15 protein-coding genes and 4 pseudogenes are annotated in these 13,991 nt (G+C 70.6%); 8 read left to right on the top strand and 11 right to left on the bottom strand.

Translation table 11 applies throughout. The annotated features are described in order from the left end of the window. Positions 1–133: 133 nt before the first annotated feature. Positions 134–244, bottom strand: a pseudogene (locus ACPXCS_RS20235) (IS5/IS1182 family transposase); the annotation flags it as partial. A gap of 217 nt (positions 245–461) precedes the next feature. On the opposite strand from ACPXCS_RS20235, the gene ACPXCS_RS20240 reads away from it, so the two are divergent. After that, entirely contained in the window at positions 462–1,313 is an 852-nt protein-coding gene (locus tag ACPXCS_RS20240) for a GNAT family N-acetyltransferase (RefSeq protein WP_425948217.1), read from the top strand. Positions 1,314–1,469: 156 nt separating this feature from the next. On the opposite strand, the gene ACPXCS_RS20245 is transcribed toward ACPXCS_RS20240, so the two are convergent. The 3 genes from ACPXCS_RS20245 to ACPXCS_RS20255 form a co-directional block, all read right to left on the bottom strand. Further along, positions 1,470–1,850: a hypothetical protein gene (locus ACPXCS_RS20245; RefSeq protein ID WP_425948216.1), complete on the bottom strand. Its 381-nt coding sequence runs from the start codon at positions 1,848–1,850 to the stop codon at positions 1,470–1,472. A gap of 174 nt (positions 1,851–2,024) precedes the next feature. Then, positions 2,025–2,411, bottom strand: coding sequence for a hypothetical protein (locus ACPXCS_RS20250; protein ID WP_425948214.1), 387 nt, complete (start codon positions 2,409–2,411; stop codon positions 2,025–2,027). A gap of 272 nt (positions 2,412–2,683) precedes the next feature. Further along, positions 2,684–3,166 (bottom strand): MarR family winged helix-turn-helix transcriptional regulator, encoded by a 483-nt coding sequence (locus ACPXCS_RS20255; RefSeq protein ID WP_425948212.1) that lies wholly within the window; start codon positions 3,164–3,166, stop codon positions 2,684–2,686. A 50-nt stretch (positions 3,167–3,216) separates the two neighbouring features. Between ACPXCS_RS20255 and ACPXCS_RS20260 the strand changes: the two genes are divergently transcribed. Together ACPXCS_RS20260 and ACPXCS_RS20265 are read left to right on the top strand one after the other, a co-directional pair. Then, positions 3,217–3,630: a nuclear transport factor 2 family protein gene (locus tag ACPXCS_RS20260; RefSeq protein ID WP_425948210.1), complete on the top strand. Its 414-nt coding sequence runs from the start codon at positions 3,217–3,219 to the stop codon at positions 3,628–3,630. A gap of 110 nt (positions 3,631–3,740) precedes the next feature. After that, entirely contained in the window at positions 3,741–5,915 is a 2,175-nt protein-coding gene (locus ACPXCS_RS20265; protein ID WP_425948208.1) for a TerD family protein, read from the top strand. Between the two features lie 342 nt (positions 5,916–6,257). Here ACPXCS_RS20265 and ACPXCS_RS20270 read toward each other — a convergent pair whose 3' ends face one another. Then, the gene (locus tag ACPXCS_RS20270; RefSeq protein ID WP_425948206.1) at positions 6,258–6,644 is read right to left on the bottom strand and encodes a gas vesicle structural protein GvpA; all 387 of its coding nucleotides are present in this window, start codon (positions 6,642–6,644) and stop codon (positions 6,258–6,260) included. Positions 6,645–7,017: 373 nt separating this feature from the next. Between ACPXCS_RS20270 and ACPXCS_RS20275 the strand changes: the two are divergent. Beyond that, positions 7,018–7,227 (top strand): annotated as a pseudogene (locus tag ACPXCS_RS20275) (ricin-type beta-trefoil lectin domain protein); the annotation flags it as partial. A gap of 277 nt (positions 7,228–7,504) precedes the next feature. Continuing rightward, positions 7,505–7,804 (top strand): DUF6506 family protein, encoded by a 300-nt coding sequence (locus tag ACPXCS_RS20280; protein ID WP_425948204.1) that lies wholly within the window; start codon positions 7,505–7,507, stop codon positions 7,802–7,804. Positions 7,805–7,930: 126 nt separating this feature from the next. Here ACPXCS_RS20280 and ACPXCS_RS20285 read toward each other — a convergent pair whose 3' ends face one another. Then, positions 7,931–8,146, bottom strand: coding sequence for a tautomerase family protein (locus ACPXCS_RS20285; RefSeq protein ID WP_425948202.1), 216 nt, complete (start codon positions 8,144–8,146; stop codon positions 7,931–7,933). Positions 8,147–8,193: 47 nt separating this feature from the next. Continuing rightward, a pseudogene (locus ACPXCS_RS20290) lies at positions 8,194–8,377 on the bottom strand (SDR family oxidoreductase); the annotation flags it as partial. A 172-nt stretch (positions 8,378–8,549) separates the two neighbouring features. Between ACPXCS_RS20290 and ACPXCS_RS20295 the strand changes: the two are divergent. After that, positions 8,550–9,410: a helix-turn-helix transcriptional regulator gene (locus ACPXCS_RS20295; RefSeq protein WP_425948200.1), complete on the top strand. Its 861-nt coding sequence runs from the start codon at positions 8,550–8,552 to the stop codon at positions 9,408–9,410. Between the two features lie 60 nt (positions 9,411–9,470). Here ACPXCS_RS20295 and ACPXCS_RS20300 read toward each other — a convergent pair whose 3' ends face one another. The 3 genes and pseudogenes from ACPXCS_RS20300 to ACPXCS_RS20310 form a co-directional block, all read right to left on the bottom strand. Continuing rightward, on the bottom strand, positions 9,471–9,881 hold the full coding sequence (locus ACPXCS_RS20300) for a RidA family protein (protein ID WP_425948199.1): 411 nt from the start codon (positions 9,879–9,881) through the stop codon (positions 9,471–9,473). A 183-nt stretch (positions 9,882–10,064) separates the two neighbouring features. After that, a pseudogene (locus ACPXCS_RS20305) lies at positions 10,065–10,245 on the bottom strand (hypothetical protein); the annotation flags it as partial. A 120-nt stretch (positions 10,246–10,365) separates the two neighbouring features. Continuing rightward, entirely contained in the window at positions 10,366–10,971 is a 606-nt protein-coding gene (locus tag ACPXCS_RS20310) for a dihydrofolate reductase family protein (RefSeq protein ID WP_425948197.1), read from the bottom strand. Positions 10,972–11,324: 353 nt separating this feature from the next. Here ACPXCS_RS20310 and ACPXCS_RS20315 point away from each other — a divergent pair, with 353 nt between their 5' ends. After that, positions 11,325–11,711, top strand: a complete 387-nt coding sequence (locus ACPXCS_RS20315; protein ID WP_425948195.1) for a DUF4440 domain-containing protein — start codon at positions 11,325–11,327, stop codon at positions 11,709–11,711. 279 nt (positions 11,712–11,990) lie between these two features. Here the strand turns inward: ACPXCS_RS20315 and ACPXCS_RS20320 are convergent, their stop codons facing one another. Continuing rightward, positions 11,991–12,737: an SDR family NAD(P)-dependent oxidoreductase gene (locus tag ACPXCS_RS20320; protein WP_425948193.1), complete on the bottom strand. Its 747-nt coding sequence runs from the start codon at positions 12,735–12,737 to the stop codon at positions 11,991–11,993. A gap of 92 nt (positions 12,738–12,829) precedes the next feature. Between ACPXCS_RS20320 and ACPXCS_RS20325 the strand changes: the two genes are divergently transcribed. Next, positions 12,830–13,438, top strand: coding sequence for a TetR/AcrR family transcriptional regulator (locus tag ACPXCS_RS20325; RefSeq protein ID WP_425948191.1), 609 nt, complete (start codon positions 12,830–12,832; stop codon positions 13,436–13,438). The last annotated feature ends 553 nt before the right edge of the window (positions 13,439–13,991 follow it).

A 13,991-nucleotide genomic window follows, 5' to 3' on the forward strand; every position in this document is an offset into this window, starting at 1 on the left:
CTATGACCGGAAGGGCCGAGGTCTGGCCATGGCCAGTGCCCTGAATGGAGGTTGGCGCCTGAGATGCCTGACGGCACGAACGACGCCACGGGCAACTGCTGCCCTGTGCAACCCGAGGTCGCCACGGGTCGCAGGATCCGATTGTGTCGAGGACCCGGCGGTGGAGCTTGGCCCAGACCCTGGCCTTCGTCCACTCGGACAGGATCGCGGCCAATGCCTCCCGGTGACCGTCACGTCGGTGACCGACCTGACACCCCACCAGTGCCTGGAATCCCAATGGCGCCGACTCGGGCGACGTCCCGGTGTCAGGCCCGACGTCGGGGACCGCCGGGAAGGCGATGGCGGGACGGCTCGTTCCGCCCCCACCACGACGCGCCTCAGGATGCTGCCGCCCAACGGCACAGCGACGATCGCGGCGCCCTGCCAAATCCGGTGGCAGCGGCTCCCGGGCTTCTGTTTGGATGCTCGGCGTGACGTCTGCGGAACTGATGGAGCGCCGTGAGCTGCTGGACCGGCTTGAGCAGTACTACGACGCGGTTCCCCGCTCCGACGCCCGAGTCGAAGCCTTCGGACCGCTGAGCGTGTTCGTACGAGAGGGGCGGGGCTGGCCCTTCTACGCCCGTCCGACCCTGGGATGCTCCGAAGCGGTGAGTGCCGCCGATGTGAACCGAGTTCGCGCCCGGCAGCGGGAACTGGGCATCCCGGAGAGCTTCGAGTGGGTCGCCGAGACCACGCCCGCGCTACGAGCCGCGGCCGAGCAGGCAGGGCTTGCGGTGCACGAGCACCCCCTGATGGTGCTCGACCCGGACGCCCCGACTCCCGCAGCGCCGGAAGTCGCCGACGGCGTGCCGATCCGCACCATCGGGCCGGACGACCCCTTGCTGCCGAGCGCGCTGGCCGTGCCTCATCTGGCCTTCGCCGAGCCCGGCACCGGTGTCGGTGCGGCTGGTTTGGCGGAACTGGGTGAGGCGGTGCGTGACCGCGCCGGTGACGGATCGGTGGAACGCATGGCGGCACGCATCCTGGCCGGTCTGACGTGCGTCGCCGCCGCGGTGGAGGACGGCACGGCGCTGTGCGCCGGTCAGCACCAGCCGGTCGGAGCGGTCACCGAGATCGTCGGGGTGGGGACCCTGCCGTCCGCACGCCGTCGGGGTCTTGGACGTGCGGTCACCGCAGCACTGGTGGCCGACGCACGGTCACGGGGCATCCGGACCATCTTCTTGTCCGCGGGCGACGACGACGTCGCCCGGCTCTATGCCCGGCTCGGCTTCCGTACTGTGGCCACGGCGCTGATCGCCGAGCCCGCCGAGTAGCCACGGGGAGGCTGGCCGCCACGCCTGACACGACGGCGACCGTACGGGTTCGGCCTGTCTGCCGCCAGAGTGGCCGACCGGCGTCGGCAGCGAAGGCGCAAGGCGACGCAGCCGGCGCCGGGAAGCGAGCACCCGGCACCCGTTGTCGGCTGGGCGTCAGAAGATGTCGCGCAGCTTCTCCCTCCAGCTCGCAGAAGGCTCCTTCGGAGCCTCGGACTCGCTCTGTTTGTGGACGAGTTCGGCGACACTCACTCTCATGTGGGCTTCCCGGCCCCGCTGCCTGACGGACACCACCCATGCACCATCAGGAGTGCGATAAGCCTCCCTGGCAGGCTCATCTCCAGGCTTGGCGTGCCTGGCGATCACGGCCGGCACATGCTGCAGAGCGAGCCGCTCCGCTTCCGCAGCTGCCTCCTCAGCTGTCGGACCGCCGCCCCGGGTGGCCACCAACTTCCAGCGATAAAGCCGCAGTTCCGAGCCCTCGGCGTTCTTGGTCTCCCGTGTGTCCTCTTCCACGAGGACGTACCAAGTGGTCATAACAGGAGCGTAGAGCGCGAAGGCCGCAACAGGCCCCCGCCCAACTGCGGTTAATCCTCCGGCGAACCGTCCACCAGGAGGCGGGGCCGGGCCGGGCGCGCACAGTGACGACTGGCGCGCGGCAGCCCTTGGTGCTCTTGCGACGAGACTCCCCGCTCCGCGCGCTCGCGCTGATCAGTTGCAGGGTGGAAACTCCTGGTCCAGAAGCCGTAGCACTTCCTGCTGCTGCCGATGGAATCCGGACAACAAGGGCCGCAAGAGAGCGAGATGCTCGGCGGCGGGCAGGCCTCGGTGATCAGGCGCCCGTGCCCGGTGATTACGGTCAATGGATTTGTTCACGGAAGCGCAGAACAGGTACGCCTTCCCCATCGCCTCCGAGTCGAATACGAGCCTTCCGGCGGCGACCGTAGCGACCGGACCACATACGCCCTCGACCAAGGCGGCCAGCACACCAACGGCTACCGCCGGATCGCCTTCCGGATCCCACTGAGCCCGTATGAGCGCGGAGCGCATGCCCTCTGCCAACTCCGCGGCTGACGGCTCCCCCGATTCGCTCGACATCCCCGCATCGTCCCAGCCTGACCCACAGGAGACCACCTGGAACCAGCCACTTCTCCTGTCAGATGACGGCCGTCCGAGAGCTCGCCGTCCATGAAGAGGACGGGCTCACCTTCGGGGCACCCGCAGCACCGGCTTCAGTGAGGCGGCGCCGACGTGGCCCGAGCCGGGTCTAGCGCACGCGGTTCCGGCCGTGAGCGCCCGACCGGCGCCCTGCATCCACGTTCGCCGCCCAGCGGCGACCGCCCCGCCCGGTCGCTCCGGCATCCGGCCGATCAGCGCGGCGGCCTGACGTCGCGCCGGTGCACCGCCTCCGTGCCACCCAGTTCGTCCAGGAGATCGACGAGTACCGTCCGCGCCACATCGAACGCCGCCGGATCGCAGCGCTCCCTCAGGCGCGCTTCGAGGCGCTCCCGCGCCCGTCGAGCGGCCGTGACGGCTTCCCCGCCCTTGGAGGTCAGGGTGACGTGGCGGACGCGGGCGTCACGAGGGCTCGGCCGGCGTTCGACGTAGCCGAGTCGTTCCAGTTCCGCCACGACCTTGGAGGCCCCCTGCTGGGTCATGTCGAGCTTCGCCGCGAGGTCGCTCACGGTCGGCTGCGCGTCGATCAGGTGCTGGAACACGTATCCGTGGGACATCCGCAGGTCACCGAAGCCCATCGAGGCGAGGTCGGCCTGGACCGCACTGCTGGCCGCGAAGCCGACGAACAAGGCGAGACTGCCCAGGTCGAGGCCGACGGGATCAACTGGTTCGCGCATGGCCCCAGGATCCATTTGACAACCTTGGTTGTGCAACTATGGTTGTGCACATGGTGAAGCTCGACGAACATCCCCACGTCCGCCTCGCACTCCGCTACCACGAGGCCGTGGCCCGCCTGGCAGCGCCGGAGGAACTCAGGGAGTTCCTGCACCCGGACATGACCCACTCCCAGTTGCCCAACGCTCTGTTTCCCGCGGGCGCCGACCGCGATCTCGCGGAGACCCTCGCCGCTTCCTCACAAGCGCGCACGTTGCTCACCGCCCAGCACTACGAAGTGGTCAACGCGGTGGCGTCCGGCGACCAGGTCGCACTGGAGGTCAAGTGGTCCGGCACGCTGGCCACCGGTTTCGGTCGCCTGCCCGCCGGGCACGTCATGCGCGCGCACATCGCGGCCTTCCTCGAATTCCGGGACGGCAGAATCGTCGCCCAGCGCAACTACGACTGCTACGAGCCGTTCGCCTGACGCCGACCCGCCGGCCAGCCGGCCGACCAGCCGCGCAACGGGACAGACGGTGCGGCGCGCGGCGAGGAAATGCCGTGCGTGGATTCGCACAGATCTGCGATCATCCCCGAATGGCGCACGGTCTCGAAGCACTGGTCATCCGACACACCCACCGCATCCCCTCCCCCAAGGGCTCCGCCGGAGAAGGCGCCACCGCCGCGCGGCAGTTCGACGCGACGCTGGCCTCCGTCGGCTTCAAGCTCTCGGCGGAGGCGCTGGAACGGCTGTCCGGGCTGTCGGAGGCCGCCGTCGTGCACACCGCCAAGCGGACGCTGCGCACGGTGAGCGAGATGGTCGGCGACCACGTCCGGCACAACTCGTACTTCATCGACTTCCCGGCGAACGTGCCGGACACCGAAGAGTTCTGGATGCGGTGCGTGACCAAGGCGCTCGCGGACGACGCGTCGCGCGGGAACGTGCTGACGCAGCTGGCGCACGGAGTGCTGGACCTGCTCAGCCTGCCCACGTACGGCCGCTACCAGCACACCTACGAGGAGATGCTCGCGGCGCAGGACGAGCTGATCGCCGCGGCCGGCGATCGGGTGACCGTCCTCCACCTCGGACGCGACCTGGACGACGAACTGACGGACCTGTACCTGGCCTTGGCGGGCAGTACGACGCCACTGGGCGACGACCACCTGGGCGATCTCAGGATCCTCGCCGAACGGTGCGCCCTCGGGCCCCAGCCGGAGTCGATCCCGGTCAGGGAGAACCGCGCGATCGTCAACGAGGCACGTCTCGCGGTGGGCGCGGACCCCATGCTGGACACCGTCGTCGATGTGCTGCGGTTGGCCTGCGCTCTCGCGGGCGGCGACGTGACGCTGCAAGAACCGACCCGGTTCCGCGGTTTCCGCCGGCCGGTGCGCCGGCAGCTGCTCGGGGGCCTGGACGCCGTGGTCGCGGCGAACCCCGGCAAGCTGGCCGACGTACACACCTACCGCGAGCCGTTCAAGCGACTCGGAGAGCGACTGCACCCGCACGAGTATCCGCAGTGGCCGTACGCGGCCGATGTGTTCGCCGTGGCGCGGGGCGAGAAAGAGGCACGGTCGTTCGACAGCCGCGTCGAGCAGCTGCTCGACGCGGCCGACGTCCTCGGTGCCGTGGCGTTGCTGAAGTCGGCTCCGGGGAAGCTGTTCCGCGCGCTGGACCGTCTGCTGCGCCTCGCCGCCGACCAGGAGGAGCGCGACGCGGTGCTGGCCGCCGCGGTGGAAGTGGCTCCCGAGGTCTCCGGACGAGTCGTGCTGTCCGTCCGCGAACACTTCCAGAACCGGGAGCGGGCGAGCGCCCAGCCCCGGATCTTCGTCAACCGCCGAGGCCGCGGCTGGGTCACTCCCGACGCCCGGCCGCCGGTGCCCGCCGCCGACCGCGACCGCCTGGTCACCGCCCTCGACGCCGAGATGCGCCGCAGACTCCCGGCACCGGGCCGGCTGCTGCTCGACCCCGAGGTCCTCGACGTGGCGCTCCCGCTCAGCGGCAGGGCGACCGCGGCCGGTCTCGGGGTCCTGCCGCGCGGTTCGACCTCGGCGGTCGACGGCGAGCAGCTGCGCTTCTTCGTGTACTGGAAGCAGGCCGGGAAGCGGACCGACTACGATCTCTCGGCCCTGCTTCTCCACCGCGACTACAGCACCGACTCCTGGCTCTCCTACACCTCCCTGAAGGCTGTCGGAGGCAAGCACTCGGGTGATGTCACCGAGGCGCCCGACGGGGCCTCGGAGTTCATCAACCTGTCCCTGGACCGGGTGCGCAGCACCTTCATCGTCCCGCAGGTCAACATCTACGCCGGCGAGGGCTTCGACGAGACCGAGGAGTCGTTCTTCGGTTTCATGCTGCGCGACGGTGAGCAGAAGGGCCGGCCCTTCGAGCCGCGCACGGTGCGGATGAAGTCGGAGCTGCGCGGGGTGGGCCGGGTGGCACTGCCGCTGGTGTTCCGGCGCGAGGACGACGGCCGGTGGCGCGCGAAGTGGCTGCACCTGTACCTGCGAGGCCTGTCGTCGGCCAACCAGGTGGAGGAGAACCAGATGTCGGTGTCCAAGGTGGTGCGTGCCCTCGTGGAGCGCGAGTACCTGACGGTGCGCTACCTGGTCGGCCTGATGTCCGACGCCGCCACGGCCGTGGAGCTGTGGGACGACAAGACGACTGCCCCGAGCGAGCCGGTCACGTACATCGGGCTGGAACGCCCTGAAGGGCTCGCCGCGGGCTCCCGGGTCGTCACCCTCGAAAATCTGCGCGACCTGATACCGGACTGAGTGCTAGCGTTGGCGTCGGCGAGGCCATGGAGGGACTTCCTTCTCAATCCCTTTCCTGCAGCAAGTTCTTCCGCTTTCCTCGCCTCCTCCGTCGCTCCGGGCGGCGCCCACGCTCGACGCGCGGGCGCCGCCCGAGCGGGTTTCGGGGGCTTTCCTGCGCAGGAGGCACAGGCCGCCTTCGGCGCACGGGCGCGACGCGGGTATGCACAGTACGGCTTCGGGCTGACATAGCCGATCCACCCAGGTCCGAGCCCGGGCCGGCTCCACGGGCACGATGCCGGGGTCCCAACCGTGGCTGCTGCGATCACCGCGTCGGAGTCCGCGCGGGCAGCCCCGCCTGCCCTACGAGCGTCCGCGTCCCGCCTCACGTTCCCGGCCTTCGTTCCGGGTCTGCTGGAAGGCGTCGGCGATGGTTTCAGCGGCGCCGGACAGGACCCCTTTCGTCTTGCCGCGGGCCCCGGACTCGGTGACCTTCCCCGCGAGCTCGGTGAGTCCGGCCGGCTTACGCGGTCCCGCCTCCAGATCGAGACGGTTGCACGCCTCGGCGAAGCGCAGGTAGGTGTCCACGCTGGCCACCACGATCCGTATGTCGATCTTGAGGATCTCGATGCCGACCAGGGAGACCCGCACGAAGGCGTCGATCACCAGCCCGCGATCGAGGATGAGTTCAAGAACGTCGTAGAGGCCGCTGGAACCGCCCCCGCCACCCTGCTGTGTCGCGACGGTCATCGCGTTCACCTCTCGTTGCCCGCGTCGTGTTCCGGATGATCCTGTCCGTGCTGCCCTACGGGGAGACAGGCTTGGCATGCGGATGACCCCTATTCGCCGTATCAAACGCACGTACGACGGCCTGGAGGGGAAGGTCTGCAGTGAATACGGTCGCTGCCCGCGCCATCACCGTCGGCCGCATCACGGTGATGGTCAGTGCGCTCTTCGTCCCGCTGCCGCTCATTCCGTGATCGAGATGCTTCTCGTCGGCGACTCGTGGTTACCCACAGAAACCCCTTCCCCGCGGCCCCACTTCCATCACTATGAGCCGTCGTACCCGCCGGTAGGTCAGCTCTTCGTGCGGGTCGCAAGGGTGCGAGGAGGAGGCGGCGGGATGGCTCGGGCCGACGGCGGCAGAGATCGTGATGGGGCGCGCCCCGGTGCCGAGGCCCACGCCGCAGCGCCTGCGGGAGCGTCCGACGGACGGCTCACCGAGCTGCTGCGCGCGGACACGGCCACCGCGTACCCGGCCCTTCAGGAACTCCGGGCCCGTCACCATCCACACGTCCTCGCCTACGCCCGGCTGTGCACCCCGAGCGAGTCCGAGACGGCCGTCACCCCCGAAGGCGGAGCCGGGGACGGGTTGTCCCTGGAGTCCGCGGACGGGCGCGCCGAGCAACGGTGGCGGGCCGGGGCCGCCTGACAGGGCCCTCACGAACGCGTCACCCGCCTCGCGGCTCCACGTGCCCCGCACGGGGCGAGCAGACGTCGCGCACGGTGCGGCACAGATCACTCACCGGAACAATCCGGTCCGGTCCGTCGCCCGGTCTCCACCTGCTTGGCTGGTGCTGTCAGTCATGACCAAGGGGAGGATGATTCGCATGGCGCTCAGGCACTGGGCCTTCATCTACACGGCGGACGGCAGCGCGTCCGGTGGCGAGGTGAACGTCGTGGACTCGGGCGCGTGCCGGACCGTCTTCGTCGGGGTGGCGAAGCCCGAGGAAGGCGTCGAGGTCGCGCGACGGATGGTGGCCGAAGGGGTGCAACTCATCGAACTCTGCGGTGGGTTCGGACCGGTGTGGGCCGGGCGCATCATCGAGGCGATCGACGGCGCGGTTCCCGTGGGTGTGGTCGGCTACGGGCCCGAAGCGGTTGACCAGGTCCACGCGATCTTCGCTTGACGCCCGCGTCCCGGGTAGCGCGGGCCTACACACATCCGCAGGCCCACAGGCAGCCGCGTCCTCGAACGGGCGGCACCTGAGGCGGACGCCCTCTGCCAGTCGCCCGGCACGTGGGTTCGGGGTCCCTCAGTTCTCCGGCGTCTGCCGGAGCTTCGCCAGGGTCAGTACCTCGCCGCCGATTCCCCAGCCTCCGTCGGTGACCTCCTCCACCAGGACGAGGGTGGTCGCGCGGGCGCGTTCGCCGTAGATGTCGACGTACAGCTCGGTGGCGCGGGTGATGATCTGCTCCTTCTGCTCCTCGGTGAGGGTGTCTGCGGGGACCTTGAAGTTCGCGAACGGCATGAGTGCTCTCTCTCGGGGTGGGATGACGCGGGAAGGCCGGCGGGCGGTCAGACGACGCCGCCGTCGGCCCGGACGACCTGGCCGTTGACCCAGCGACCGGCCCGGGTACACCAGGCACGCGACGGTCTCGGCGATGTCGGCGGAGGTGCCGAGCCGTTCCGACGAGCGCTGCGCGGCGAGCCGGGCCACCGTCTCCTCGTCCTTGCCGGTGATGAACAGATCGGTGGTGGTGCGAGGGGAACGGGTGCGACGGGTGGGGGCGGCCCCCGGCTCGGAGCCGTCGGCCGGGTCCGCCGCCGTGCACACCACAGTCGTCCGGTGCGGGCGAGACAGCCAGGGCTGTGCGCACCCTGGGGTCGGCATCCCCTGGCTCGGCGTTCGCGGTGCGCGCGATGATGTCCGCGTGAACCTTCCCGAGCTCGCCGCGTTCCTGCGGTCCCGGCGCGATCGCGTGCGGCCCGCCGACGTGGGACTGCCCACCGGACCGCGCCGCCGGGTCCCCGGCCTGCGACGCGAGGAGGTGGCCCAGCTGGCCGGTCTGTCGGCGGACTACTACACCGAGCTCGAACGCGGAGCCGGCGTCCAGCCCTCGGCGCAGGTGCTGGCCGCGCTCGCCCGGGCCCTGCGTCTGGGCGGGGACGAACGCGACCATCTGTTCCACCTCGCCGACCGCCCCGTACCCTCGGCGGCCCACGGCCCGAACGCCCACGCCCAGCCGGCCCTCCTGGGCCTGCTCGACCGGCTCAGCACGACGCCCGCGCAGATCATCACCGACCTGCACGAGACCCTCGTCCAGAACGAACTCGCTGCCGCGCTGGTCGGGCGTGCGCCCGAGCGGCGCGGCCCGGAGGCGAGCTTCGTCCACCGGTGGTTCACCGACCCCGCCTCCCGCGCGCTGTATCCCGCCGAGGACCACCCGCAGCACTCCCGGGCCTTCGTCGCCGACCTGCGGGCGGTCGCCGCCCGGCGCGGCCGGGACCGGGAGGTCGCCGGGATGGTGGCCGGCCTGCGGCGGCGCAGCGAGGAGTTCGCCGCGCTGTGGGACGCGCACGAGGTCGCCCTGCGGCGGACCGACCACAAGCGCATCGCCCATCCCGTGCTGGGAGTCATCTCGCTCGACTGCCACACCCTGTTCAGCGAGGACGGACGCCAGCGGCTGCTGTGGTTCAGTGCCCCGCCGGGCACGGAAGACGCCGCCCAGCTGGAACTGCTGGCGGTCATCGGTACCCAGGACATGGGGTCGGGCGAGCGCACGTTCTCCTAGGGCCGCCGGACGCCCCGCGGCCGTCTCCGGCCTCGGCCGCCGCCTTGCGCCGACTCGGCCTCAGCGGTCGACCACGGCGGCGACGGCCTCGATCTCGACGAGCTGGTCCGTGTATCCCAGGACCGTGACGCCCATCAGGGTGCTGGGGACGTCGTGGTCGGCGAACGAGTCCCGGACCACCGCCCAGGCGGCGACCAGATCCTCCCGCCGGGACGATGCGACAAGAACCCTTGTGCTGATGACGTCCTGGACAGACGCGCCGGCCGCCTCGAGAGCGGTCCGCATGTTCTCGACGGCCTTCGACGCCTGACCGGCGTAGTCGCCGATCGCCGCCGTCGAGCCGTCGTCGTTCAGGGGGCACGCCCCGGCGAGGAAGATCAGGCGGGAGTCGGCGGGCGCCGTGGCCGCGTAGGCGTACTCGGCGACGTCGGACAGGGCGTCGGAACGGATCAGAGTGACGGCACGAGCCATGGTCGTGGGGTCCTTTCCCGTGGGGTGCGGAGCCCGGACATCCTGCCAACGAACGGTTGCCGCGCGCCTTCCCTTTTTCTCACCGCCGTTCTCGCCGCCGTTCTCGCCGCCGTTCTCGCCGCCGTTCTCGCCGTCCCGTTGTCGCCGTCCCGTTGTCGCCGGTGCTTGTCCGGCAGCGGTGGGTCAGCCGAGACCGGCCGCCCAGGCCGTCAGCGCGGCGAAGTCGGCCGTGGCGAGGCCGCGCCGGGGATCGACCCGGTGCAGCAGGGCGGGACCGTCGTGGTGTTCCCTCACCAGGCAGGTCGGGCAGGCCCGGGATCGGCCCGATGAAGGCGTTGGCTTCCTCTTCCCAGGTGGTCGCCCAACAGCACCGGGCGCACGGCTCATCCCCCTCGCGTCCACGCCGCACGGTACTGGCCGATGACGAGACCGCCCAGTGAGATTCCGGCGCGCAGCGATCAGTGGCGCGGCATTCGCCCGCCGACTAGTAGCTGTCGTAGCCGGGTTTGCCGGTCGGGCGGTAGACGCCGACGATCGTGCCGCTCTTCGTCGTCGAGACGCTGACCGGCTCCAGAGCGGTGGGGACCGCTCCGTCGGCGAAGAGTCGCTTGCCGGTGCCGATGATCACCGGATGGATGGTCAGCCGGTACTCGTCGACCAGGTCGTGCCGCATGAGCGTCTGGGCGAGGTCGCCGCTGCCGACGACGTTGATGTCGCCGCCGTCGGACGCCTTCAGCTCGCGCACGGCGTCGGCGACGTCGCCCTGCAGCAGCGTGGAGTTCTCCCATTCCAGAGAGGTCAGGGTCCGGGACGCCACGTACTTGCGCATGCCGTTCATGCGCTCGGTGAACGGGTTGCCCGGATCGGCGGTCGGCCAGTACGCCGCGAAGATGTCGTACGTCTTGCGGCCGAGCAGCATCGCGTCCGCGGGCTCGTACCAGCCGGCGATGGCCGCCCCGACCTCGTCGTCGGAGACCGGCTTCTGCCAGCCACCGTGTTCGAAGCCGCTCTCGGGGTCCTCGTCCGGACCGCCCGGTGCCTGCATGACGCCGTCCAGCGACAGGAACGTGCAAACGATGATCTTGCGCATGGTGCGCTCCCTTCGTGTCGAGGGGTGGACTGCGCGACCATCGGAAACTCATCGGCAGGGGGCAGGGTCCGGAGCTCAGGACCGGACCGGAGCTCCGGACTGCCTCCGCCAGCCCGGCAGGAACGGGTCCCTCTCAGCGTCGGCCCTCTCGGTACCGCACGCGGCGCGTCCCACGGTGGCGACGAGTGCCGTCAGAAGAGTGACGCGCGAGCGGCGGAGAGTGCGGGCGGGTGTGCTGACCGGCGCGGAAGATCGCCTCATCAGGAGGCGACCCAGCCACCCTTGCAGCCGAGCCATGCTCGACGTGGTAACCCGGTTGCGATGGGCTTGGCCACCGGGGCGAGGATGCCCTCATGAGCCGAGAGACGGACGACGTGCGCGCAGCGATCGAGGCCGAGATACGCCTTATGGACCCCAGCGTGCGTATGTCACGCTCGCTGGCCCGCCAGCTACTGGACCCGGACTTCGTGGAGGTCGGCGCTTCGGGGCGGCGGTGGACGTATGACGAGATGCTCGCCGCACTGCCCGAGCTGGACGGTGCGGTGGAGAGCGGTCCGCGCTATGAACCCTCGGAGTTCACCGGGGTCTTGCTGGCCCCCGGGCTGGTGCACCTCACGTACGAGACCACGTTCGATGGAAACCGGGCACGGCGCAGTTCGCTCTGGCGCAAGCAGGGAGCGGCCGCAACGTGGCAGATGTACTACCACCAGGCCACGCCCATCCCGCCCGGCAGCATGTAGATGCCAGTCCGGGAAGGCGAGTTGCTCCCACACCTCCAGTACGTCCCCAGGGCAGAGCCGGCGGAGAGCTGACGATCGGGCAGGATCGCGGCGAGCCTTTTCACCGCCACGACCGTTCGACGCCCGGCGTTCCTCGATGCCGAGCCCGGCCCAGGTGCAGACCCGGGCCGGCGCTCAGGGCATCAGCTCCCCAGGGATGTAGCCCGCGGCGCACGCCTCCGCCGCGCCGTCCCCGGCAAAGGGTACGTGCCGCCGAAAGGCCGGGACGCCCCCGCCGAGTCAGAACTGGTTCTCACCGCCGTTGACATGCAGGGTGGTGCCCAGCACGAAGCTGCTGTCCGGGGAGGCGAGGAAGGCCACGGCTGCGGCGACCTCCTCCGGGCGGCCCCAGCGGCCGATCGGCACTCCCGCGGCGAGTTCCGCCTTGACCGCCGCCGCGTTCTTGTCGCCGATGGCGATGTCGACTCCGGGGGTGTCGATCGCGCCCGGCGCGACCGTGTTGACGCGGATGCCCCTGCCCTTCAGCTCGTTGGCCCAGGTGCGCGCGAGGGACCGGATCGCGGCCTTCGACGCCGCGTACAGGCCGAAGTTCTCCCGGCCGTCGTCGGCGCGGATGGAGTCGGTGAAGATCACCGATGCGCCGTCGTTGAGCAGCGGCAACGCCTTCTGCACGGTGAGCCATGTGCCCCGGACGTTGACGCCGAACGTCTGGTCGAACTCTTCCTGGGTGGCCTCCGCCAGCGGTGCGAGTGCGGCCGTGCCCGCGTTGGCGAACAACACGTCGAGACCACGGCCCCGTTCACGGACGGCTTCGTACAGGCGGTCCAGATCGGCCGGCTCCGCCACGTCGCCCGGCACCGCGGTGACCGCGGAACCGATCGACTCGACGGCCCTGTCGAGCGCGTCCTTGCGACGGCCCGTGATGAACACGTGGGCCCCCTCGGACACCAGCCGCGCGGCGGTGGCCAGGCCGATCCCCGTGCTGCCGCCGGTGACGACGGCGGTCTTGTCCTGCAGCTGTCCCATGACGTGAGCTCCTCACATTTAGATACCGGTCGGTGCAGAAGTAGACCGTAGCACTTCTGCACCGATCGGTATCGAGGAGGTAGGATGGTTCCGTGGAGAACACCCGGAAAGCGCCGATCGGCCGACCGCGAGGCTTCGACGCCGACGAGGCCCTGGAGCGGGCGATGCTCGTCTTCTGGGAGCGGGGCTACGAAGGCGCCAGCCTCACCGACCTGACCAGCGCCATGGGCATCACCCGCAAGAGCATGTACGCGGCCTTCGGCAACAAGGAGGCACTGTTCCGCAAGGCTTTGGAGCGCTACACCGAAGGCCCCGCCTCCTACGCGGACCGCGCCATGGAGAAGCCGAGCGCCCGGGAGGTGGCCACGGCGTTCCTCGCCGGCTCGGTCGACACGACCACCCGTCCCGATTGCCCCGCCGGGTGCCTGGGTGTGCAGGGCTCGCTTGCCGCAGGCGACTCCGGACGGGTCGCCCAGGACGCCCTGATCGCCTGGCGTGAGGACGGCCGTACCCGCCTCCGCCGGCGGTTCCAGCAGGCCGTCGACGAGGGTGATCTGCCGTCGGACGCGGACCCGGAACTGCTCGCCCGCTACCTCATGACCGTGGCGAACGGCATCGCCGTCCAGGCCGCCGGCGGCGCCGGCCGTTCCGAACTCCAGCAGGTCGCCGACGCGGCGTTGCGGAACTGGCCTCCCGTCTGACAGGAGTCCGCCCCGTCCGCAGGTCGTCGTCGCGAGCGGAGGGCTCGGCCGGCTCATGGGCTCCTGCACGGTCCCCGGCCGCCTGTCAGCACTTTGACGGAAGCCTTCGCCGGCTTCGAGCGGGGCTGCCACGCTGAGGGCGCTCAGCCGGTGCGGCCCCGCTGCGGGAGGTCCGGCAGGCAGCCGCGCCCGGTATCCCACGTTCCGCACCGTCCTGCGGGCATCTCCGGCGACAACGCACAGGGCATGCGTTCCCTCGCCCACCTGCCGGACACCGGGCGACGGGACACCCCGCGGCAGCTGGACGGTCTCCTCGCACGGGGATGCTGCGGCTGTGGAACGGGCAGCTGCACGAGGCCCGCACGGATCTTGACTCCCCGGGCTGCTTCTCACGAGCAGGACGCTTCGGGGCACCGAACTGCCCCGCGCAGGGGAGGAGGTCCGGGGGCCCGGAGCGGCGCCCCGGCGGTGGCCGGCGCGGCACAGGACGGCAGCGGTTGGAGCACGCCGTCAACTCGCTGATAACATCCGCTCACTTGTGCGACCACAGGTC

This window comes from Streptomyces sp. DT190 (assembly GCF_049846985.1).
In the GTDB taxonomy this organism is placed as follows: Bacteria; Actinomycetota; Actinomycetes; order Streptomycetales; family Streptomycetaceae; genus Streptomyces.